This is a genomic window from Burkholderia sp. Ax-1720, from assembly GCF_011753035.1.
Lineage (GTDB): Bacteria > Pseudomonadota > Gammaproteobacteria > Burkholderiales > Burkholderiaceae > Burkholderia > Burkholderia gladioli.
Genome location: NZ_VWWK01000250.1, coordinates 1 through 7,910, shown reverse-complemented (window position 1 = coordinate 7,910; position 7,910 = coordinate 1). Strand labels below are relative to the sequence as shown.

Annotated in this window: 8 protein-coding genes; all 8 read left to right on the top strand. The window is 70.6% G+C overall.

What is annotated here, in order from left to right; translation table 11 throughout:
- Positions 1–178, top strand: a 178-nt coding sequence (locus tag F3J18_RS34215; protein ID WP_275691842.1) for a type III secretion protein HrpB4, incomplete at its 5' end; no start/stop codon positions are given.
- 41 nt (positions 179–219) lie between these two features.
- A complete protein-coding gene (gene sctL / locus F3J18_RS34210; RefSeq protein ID WP_240156491.1) occupies positions 220–1,125 on the top strand; it encodes a type III secretion system stator protein SctL in 906 nt (301 codons plus the stop codon).
- A gap of 2 nt (positions 1,126–1,127) precedes the next feature.
- Positions 1,128–2,480: a type III secretion system ATPase SctN gene (gene sctN / locus F3J18_RS34205; RefSeq protein ID WP_036054803.1), complete on the top strand. Its 1,353-nt coding sequence runs from the start codon at positions 1,128–1,130 to the stop codon at positions 2,478–2,480.
- 14 nt (positions 2,481–2,494) lie between these two features.
- Positions 2,495–3,007, top strand: coding sequence for a type III secretion protein (locus tag F3J18_RS34200; protein ID WP_240154762.1), 513 nt, complete (start codon positions 2,495–2,497; stop codon positions 3,005–3,007).
- Positions 3,004–3,888 (top strand): type III secretion system export apparatus subunit SctT, encoded by an 885-nt coding sequence (gene sctT / locus F3J18_RS34195; RefSeq protein WP_025101007.1) that lies wholly within the window; start codon positions 3,004–3,006, stop codon positions 3,886–3,888. Before F3J18_RS34200 ends, sctT begins: the two co-directional genes overlap by 4 nt.
- 231 nt (positions 3,889–4,119) lie before the next feature.
- Complete coding sequence (locus F3J18_RS34190; protein WP_025101008.1) at positions 4,120–5,559, top strand: helix-turn-helix transcriptional regulator; 1,440 nt, start codon at positions 4,120–4,122, stop codon at positions 5,557–5,559.
- A 37-nt stretch (positions 5,560–5,596) separates the two neighbouring features.
- Positions 5,597–7,408 carry a type III secretion system outer membrane ring subunit SctC gene (sctC, locus tag F3J18_RS34185; RefSeq protein ID WP_025101009.1) on the top strand — a complete coding sequence of 604 codons (1,812 nt, stop codon included), beginning with the start codon at positions 5,597–5,599 and terminating at the stop codon, positions 7,406–7,408.
- A gap of 205 nt (positions 7,409–7,613) precedes the next feature.
- Positions 7,614–7,910, top strand: a 297-nt coding sequence (locus F3J18_RS34180) for a hypothetical protein (protein ID WP_205195676.1), incomplete at its 3' end; no start/stop codon positions are given.

Here is a 7,910-nt window from a genome sequence, read left to right as displayed (position 1 = left end):
CGATTCCGCCAACCCGGCCGACCGGCGCCGTCCCTCGCTGACCCGGCTCGCGCTGCCGCGCGCCTTCGCGCCGCCGGCCTCGCTGCCGGCTGCCAGCGGCCTGGACGCGGCCGGCTCGATCCGCCTGTTCGCCCGCATGCCCGATTTGCTGCCGGAGGTTGCATGGCTATTTGGTTGAGCCGTCCGCGCGACGCGCAGCACCAGCCCGACGAGGAAGCGATGCGCGCGCGGCTGGGCGCGGCGAGCGACGTGTTGCCGCGCGAGCTGTTCGGCTCGCTGGTCACGCTCGAGGACGCCTATGCCGCGCTGGCCGACGATCGCGCCGCGCTGATCGAGGCCGCCCACCTGGAAGCCGCGCATATCGTCGAGGCGGGCCGCGCCGAGGCCGAGGCGATCCTCGACATCGCGCGCCGCGAGCGCGAGGCCGCCGCCCAGGCCGGCTATCGCGACGGCTACGACCGCGCGCTCGGCGACTGGATGGACCGGCTCGCCGACGTGGCCCACGCGCAGAACCAGTTGCAGGTGCGCATGCGCGAGCGGCTGGCCGACATCGTGGCCTCGGCCGTCGAGCAGATCGTCAAGACCGAGAACCGCGCGGCCCTGTTCGAGCGCGCGCTGGCCTCGGTGGAGCGCATCGTCGACGGCGCCACCTACCTGCGCGTGGCCGTGCATCCCGACGATCTCGACAGCGCCAAGGACGTGTTCGACCGGCTCGCCACGCGCTGGCGCGAACTGGGCCGGCCGATCCCCATGTCGGTGGTGGGCGACAAGCGGCTCGCGCCGGGCAGCTGCGTGTGCGAATCCGATTTCGGCGCGGTCGACGCGAGCCTCGACACGCAATTGCGCGCCATGCACGGCGCCGTCTCGCGCGCGCTCAAGCGCACCCTGGTGGAAGCCGAGCAGGCACCGCCGGCCGAGGGCGATCCTTACGGCCAGCAGGGCGAGGCGCAATACGGCGAGGCGCAATACAACGAGGCGGGCGAGGGCGCCGGCTACCACGACCCGAACGCCGCCCAGCCCGGCCATGATCCCTACGCCGCCCAGCCGCAGTACGAGGCCGCGCCATACGCCGACGCGCCGTATGACCCGAACGCCTACGGCGCCCAGGGAGGCCAGCCGCGATGACGATGAACGTCTCCTGGCTGTCGCGCACCGACGACTTCGAGCGCCTGACCGACGCGATCGAGCGCGAGATCCTCGCCGTGCCGGCGGTGGCGCGCACCGGCAAGGTGATGGAGGTGGTCGGCACGGTGATCAAGGTGTCGGGCCTCGACGTCACGCTCGGCGAGCTCTGCGAGCTGCGCTCGCCCGACGGCGTGCTGCTGCAGCGCGCCGAGGTGGTCGGCTTCACGCGCGACGTGGCGCTGCTCTCGCCGTTCGCGCGGCTCGAGCACGTCTCGCGCGCCACCCAGGTGATCGGCCTGGGCCGGCCGCTGTCGATCCAGGTCGGCGACCAGCTGCTCGGCCGCGTGCTGGACGGCCTGGGCGAGCCGATCGACGGCGGCCCGCCGCTGGACAGCGACGACTGGCGCCCGGTGATCGTGCAGCCGCCCGACCCGATGAAGCGGCGCATGGTGGACACGCCGATGCCCACCGGCGTGCGCGTGGTGGACGCCATGATGACGCTCGGCGAAGGGCAGCGGATGGGCATCTTCGCGCCGGCCGGGGTCGGCAAGTCGACCCTGATGGGCATGTTCGCGCGCGGCGCGGCCTGCGATATCAACGTGATCGCGCTGATCGGCGAACGCGGCCGCGAAGTGCGCGAATTCATCGAGCTGATCCTGGGCCCCGAGGGCATGGCGCGCTCGGTGGTGGTGTGCGCCACCTCGGACCGCTCCTCGATGGAGCGCGCCAAGGCCGCCCACACGGCCACCGCGATCGCCGAGTATTTCCGCGACCGCGGCCTGCGCGTGCTGCTGATGATGGATTCGCTGACGCGTTTCGCGCGCGCCGGCCGCGAGATCGGCCTGGCCGCGGGCGAACCGCCGGCGCGGCGCGGTTTCCCGCCCTCGGTGTTCGCCGAGCTGCCGCGCCTCCTGGAGCGTACCGGGATGGGCCAGACCGGCTCGATCACCGCGCTCTACACGGTGCTGGCCGAGGACGAGACCGGCGGCGACCCGGTGGCCGAGGAAGTGCGAGGCATTCTCGACGGCCACATGATCCTGTCGCGCGAGATCGCCGCGCGCAACCAGTATCCGGCGATCGACGTGCTCGGCAGCCTGTCGCGCGTGATGTCGCTGGTGGTGCCCGACACGCACAACCGCGCGGCCTCGCGCGTGCGCGAGCTGATGGCCAAGCATCGCGAGGTGGAGGTGCTGCTGCAGGTGGGCGAATACCAGCCGGGCCAGAACCCGGTGGCCGACGAGGCGATCGAGAAGGCCGACGTGATCCGCGAGTTCCTGTGCCAGCGCACCAGCGACTACGCGCCCTACGAGGACACCACGAATTACCTGCATCAACTCGCCGGGGTGGGCGCATGAGCGCCGAGGCGCGTTTGAAACGCGACCGCCGCGCGATCGCGCTGACGCGCGCCGGCGACCGGCGCCGCAAGCGCAACGAGCAGTTGCGCATGCACCTGGTGGGCCTGCGCCGCGCGCTGGCCGAGCGCGAGGCCGAGCACGCGGCGGCGCTGGAACGCGTCGAGCAGGAGCGCGCCGCGCTGCAGTCGATCGACGACCAGGTCGAGGCCATGATGACGGGCGTCACGCCCTTCGTGGTGGACGATTTCCAGGCGCTGAAGATCGTGCGCGGGATCGCCGTCGAGCGCCTGCAGGGCGCCGAGGCGCAGGTCGAGACGGCCTGGCAGGCGGTACAGGAGGCGCAGCAGGCGATCGTCGATACCAATCGTGCGATCGCACGCAACAACGGCAGCGTCGAGGCCTGCGAGCAGCGCGTGGCGAAGATGCGGCTCGGCTACCAGCGCGCCGAGGACGACGCGGCCGACGACGAGGCCGAGGACGGCGTGCTGGCGCGCCGCGCGCGCGACAAGGCAGGGGCGGCCGCATGAACCCGAGCTTGAACGCGCTGCCCGACATCACCCACCTGGTGATGGGCTACCTGACGCTGATCGGCGTGTCCTCGGTGCGCCTGTTCGTGATCATGACGATCTTCCCGCCCTCGGCCGACGGCGTGCTGCAGGGGCCGGTGCGCAACGCGATCGTGATCCTGTTCAGCACCTTCGTCGCCTACGGCCAGCCGCTCGCCTTCGGCGAGCAGCTGCACGGCGCGGCGCTGGTCGAGCTGGGCCTGCGCGAGGGCATGATCGGGCTGGTGCTGGGTTTCGCGGCGTCCTCGGTGTTCTGGGTGGCCGAATGCGCCGGCTACTACATCGACGACCTGACCGGCTACAACAGCGCCCAGGTGCAGAACCCGCTGCGCAACGAGCAGGCCACGCCCACCGCCACCCTGCTGCAGCAGGTGGCCACGGTGGCGTTCTGGAGCCTGGGCGGCATGAGCTTCCTGCTCGGCACGCTCTACGAGTCCTATCAGTGGTGGCCGCTGACGGCCCACAGCGTGGACGTATCCAGCGTGCTGGAGGCTTTCGCGCTGAAAGAGACCGACACGCTGATGCAGCAGGTCGCCAAGCTCGCCGCGCCGGCCGTGATGATCCTGCTGCTGATCGACTTCGCCTTCGCGTTCGCCGCCAAGTCGGCCAGCAAGCTCGAGCTGATGGGGCTCTCGCAGCCGGTCAAGGGCGCCGTCGCGGTGCTGCTGCTGGCGCTGTTCGTGGGCGTGTTCGTCGACCAGGTGCGCGACCAGCTCACCCTGTCGGCCTTCACCTCGCAGTTCCGCGCCTGGGCCGACGCCGCGCACGCGGCCGATGCGAACCCGGTGGCGCATCCCGTCTCTCCACCTACCTTGCCGCTCTTCGGCCCCGACGCGAAGTGATGTCGGCCCCGGCGATGTTTGGTGAGATTCATCGCACCGGGTGAGCACGATTCGCGCCTGAGCAATCGTGAGACTCGCGCGAAGCCGCGTCGCGCGGGGCGCAATTCTCAAATCGGAATTATTGCTGAAGATTACTCAGTCAAACTGAGGGTTCGAAAACAGGCCGGCGACTACATTGCTCGCATGGCGCCGCGCCCCGGTGCCCTGCGCAAATGCAAGGAGAGTCGCTTCATGTTTTCGATGCTCTATTTCCCGGTGGTTTCCGCGCTCGCGGCGTCCGACGAGGATGCCGGCTCCGGCATCGCGGCCCGCGCGGTCGATTCGATCCTCGACGGCGAGTTCGCCGCCGCCGTGCAGCAGTCGGGGCGCCGTCTCGACGATTCCGCCGCTGCCGCCACCGCGGCCGACCTGCAGTGGCACGCCGACCTGCAACTGGTGCTGGGCTTCGACGCCGAGGCCGAGGACGCCTACCGCCGCGCCCAGCGCCGGATGCGCGGCTCGAAGGCCGAGATTCGCGTCGCCACCTGCCGCAACGCGGCCTGGCAGGCGCTGTTCCGGCATCGCATCGGCACCGCGCTGGCCTGCTTCGCGCGTGCCGCCGAGGAAGCCGACGCGCCGCCGGCGCGCCGCATCGAGGCACGCATCGGCATCGCCTGCGCGCTGCACGAGCTGGGCCGCACCCGCGAGGCGCTCGACGCGCTCGACGAGGTAGTGCCCACCAATGCGCGCTGGCGCGAGCTGGTGATCGCGCTGCGCTTCGACCTGATCGCCCAGCACGAGCTGCGCTGCGCCAACGCGCTGCAGGATCACGTCTACTGGCGCTCGGCCGCGCTGGCCAGCCCGGCGGCCTACCTGCCCGCGCCGCGCGTGGGTTTCGCCGAGGCGCTGCAGGCCGCCGCCGGCGTGCGCGCACCGCTCCTGGCCGCGCGCGTGGCCTACCTGCGCGAGCTGCGCAACGTCACCAGCGGCGACCGTGACGCGATCGCCAATGTCTGCGCCTACCTGGAGCGCATCCGCGAGCAGGGTTTCGCCGACTACCAGCGCGCGGTGCGCCTGGAGATCGCGCTGGCCAGCTTCGTCGGCGACGCGCCGCATGTGGCGCAGACCATCGTCGAGCCGCTGCACCAGGGCGTGCGCGGCTCCGATACCGGCCATCGCCAGCTCGAGTATCTCTACTGCGCCGCCAAGCTGCGCGAAAGCCAGGGCCGCGCCCAGGAATCGCTGCAGTGGTACAGCCGCTACGCGCTGGTGGCGATGCAGTGCCTGCGCGAGGATTCGCACGTGCGCACGCCGGCGCTGGACCGCCAGCCCAAGGCCGCGCCCGACGACGTCAGCGCGCGCCTGCCGGCCAAGTACCGCCGCGCCTATCGCTACGTGCTCGACAACCTCGACCGCGCGGACCTTTCGGTGCGCGAGATCGCCACCCAGATCGGCGTGACCGAGCGCGCGCTGCAGAGCGCCTTCAAGAGCTGCCTGGGCCTCTCGCCCAGCGAGCTGATCCGCACCCGGCGCATGGAGCGGATCCGCGAGGCGCTGATCGACCATGCCGACGCGGGTGACCAGCGCGTGCTGGAGACCGCGCGCCGCTGGGGCGTGCAGAGCCGCTCCACGCTGGTGACCGGCTATCGCAAGCAGTTCCGCGAAGCGCCGTCCGAGACGCTCGAGCGCTGAGCCGGCCGATCCCTTCTATCTTCCCGAATCGACATCCATGAGAGCGAAGAAGCTTGTTGCCGCCGCGTGCGTCGCGGCGGCGCTGTCGGGCTGCCTGTCCGATGCCGCGTTCGCGGCCCCCGTGCGCTGGCGCAGCGCCACCGTGCACGTGCAGCTCGACGGCAAGGACCTGAAGGACGTGCTGCGCGATTTCGCGGCCAGCCAGGGGATCGCCGCCTCGATCGCGCAGAACGTGACGGGCACCGTCACCGGCCGGTTCGACCTGTCGCCGCAGCGTTTCCTCGATACGCTGGCCTCCACCTTCGGCTTCGTCTGGTTCTACGACGGCAACGTGCTGTCGATCAGCAGCTCGAACGACGTGACGCGCCAGGTGCTGCAGCTCGACCATAGCGAGATCGGCCAGCTGCGCTCCACGCTCAAGCAGATCGGCCTGGACGATCCGCGCTTCCCGCTCACCTACGATTCGGCCTCGGGCACCGTGCTGGCCAGCGGCCCCGCGCAATACGTGCAGATGATCGCCGACATCGCGCAGCGGCTCGACGCCAGCACCGGCCATCGCAACGGCTCGGTGATCCGCATCTACAAGCTGAAGAACGCCTGGGCCACCGACCACGAAGTGCAGGTCGACGGCAACAAGGTCAGCGTGCCGGGCGTGGCCACCATCCTCGGCAACATGTACAGCGTGAAGTCGGGCTCGACGGGCGGCCAGCCCAGCTCGACGCCGAACATGCAGCGCGTGCAGTCGCTCAACGACGTGTCGGGCTCGTCCAACGGCATGGGCGGGGGCGGCGGCGTGCAGCCGCCGCCGCTGCCGCCCTCGATGATGGGCTCGCAGTCGGTCGGGCAGGCCGGGCAGGCGTTCGGCGGCGCCTACGACAACGGTGGCGGCGGCGGTGGCGGCGGTTATACGCGCCGGCGCGGTGGTGGCGGAGGCGGCTCCGGCAACGACGTGGCCGTGACCGACGGCAGCGACGGCCTGCCGGTGATCCAGCCCGACCCGATCACCAACTCGGTGCTGATCCGCGACACGCCCGATCGCGTCGGCCAGTATGGCGAGCTGATCCGTCAGCTCGACGTGCGGCCGCAGATCGTCGAGATCCAGGCGCACATCATCGAGATCGACGACGACACGCTGCAGCAGATCGGCGTCGACTGGCGCGCCCACAACAGCCATGTGGACTTCCAGACCGGCAATGCGCAGCAGGCGCAGAACAGCTTCGACGGCGGCCAGCTGAACCCGATCTTCGGCACCGTGCAGCAGGCCGGCCCGGGCAACAGCATCGTCAACGCGACGCCGGGCGGCGCGGCGCTGTCGGCCGTGGTGGGCGGCGCGGGGCGCTACCTGATGGCCCGCGTGAGCGCGCTGCAGTCGACCAACAAGACCAAGATCGACGCCTCGCCGCTGGTGGCCACGCTCGACAACGTCGAGGCGACCATGGACAACACCACGCGCTTCTTCGTGAAGGTGGCGGGCTACACCTCGGCCGATCTCTACAGCGTCTCGACCGGCGTGTCGCTGCGGGTGCTGCCGCTGATCGTGCGCGACCAGGACAAGACGCGCATCAAGCTCAACGTGCATATCGAGGACGGCCAGCTGACCCAGCAGAAGGTGGACGACATCCCGGTGATCACCACCAGCCAGATCAACACGCAGGCCTTCGTCGGGCTCGGCGAGAGCCTGCTGATCGCCGGCTTCACCACCGACACGCAGACCAACGGCGTGACCGGCGTGCCCTTCCTGTCGCGCATTCCGCTGCTGGGGGCGCTGTTCCGGTATCACAGCGACGACCACTCGCATGGCGAGCGCGTGTTCCTGCTGACGCCGCGCATCATCGACGCGGGCGTCTGAGCACCGGCCCGGCGGCGCCGCGCGTGCCGCCGGCCGGGTTTCGATCGGTGCAGCCCTTGCCGGTTCGCATCTGCACCGATCGCCGGATCCGATTCGATGGAGACAGGCCGCTGCTGCTCCCATCTTCCGGTTCGCTTCGTGGGAGGCAGCTTCGCGCTGTCCACGGAAGCCCTCGACCACTTCCCTATAGTGCTATGAGTCGGCATTGCCGCCGTCCATTCCAGGGGAGTCGTTCATGTCGCTGTCCATCAATTCCTTATCGACGCCGTCGATCGATCCGATGTCGCTCTGCACGGGCGGCAGCAACGGGTCGAACAGCTCGTCGCTGATCCAGATCCTCCAGCAGATCGCGCAAATGATCCAGGAGATCACCCAGGCCCTGAAGATGGCGGCCTCGCCCGATACCGACGACGGCTCCGGCCTCGGCGGGGGCGGTGGTGGCGGCGGCGGCATGCCCCAGTCGTTCGCGGCGGCGCCGGCCGGCGGTGGTGGCGGCGCGCCG

Excerpts from the sequence above, each read along its gene's own strand:
- sctL (WP_240156491.1), top strand. The coding sequence starts at position 220 with ATGCGCGCGCGGCTGGGCGCGGCGAGCGACGTGTTGCCGCGCGAGCTG.
- sctN (WP_036054803.1), top strand. The coding sequence starts at position 1,128 with ATGAACGTCTCCTGGCTGTCGCGCACCGACGACTTCGAGCGCCTGACC.
- sctT (WP_025101007.1), top strand. The coding sequence starts at position 3,004 with ATGAACCCGAGCTTGAACGCGCTGCCCGACATCACCCACCTGGTGATG.
- F3J18_RS34190 (WP_025101008.1), top strand. The coding sequence starts at position 4,120 with ATGTTTTCGATGCTCTATTTCCCGGTGGTTTCCGCGCTCGCGGCGTCC.
- sctC (WP_025101009.1), top strand. The coding sequence starts at position 5,597 with ATGAGAGCGAAGAAGCTTGTTGCCGCCGCGTGCGTCGCGGCGGCGCTG.